General features: G+C 32.8%; 1 pseudogene. It reads right to left on the minus strand.

The annotated features are described in order from the left end of the window. Window positions 1-201 (minus strand): annotated as a pseudogene (locus IDG64_RS15350) (hypothetical protein); the annotation flags it as partial. Window positions 202-247 lie beyond the last annotated feature (46 nt).

Genomic DNA, 247 nt, shown 5'->3' on the forward strand with positions numbered 1-247 from the left:
TGAGTAATTCGCAGCTTGCCTACTGTCACCTTCCCTAACGACAAATATATCTAGACCTGGATTATTTCCTTCTTTAAATTTATCTTTATCCGGACCTAGTAACGATATTTGATAATACTGATGATCTATGTGATTTGCAATGGCTTGATTTGTAATATGTGTGCCTAAATGACCTGTAGCACCTGTTAACATAATATTCATTCACTTCATCTCCTAATCTTTATATACATAACATAATACTTATTTG

Source organism: Staphylococcus sp. EG-SA-15, assembly GCF_017151895.1.
Lineage (GTDB): Bacteria > Bacillota > Bacilli > Staphylococcales > Staphylococcaceae > Staphylococcus > Staphylococcus aureus.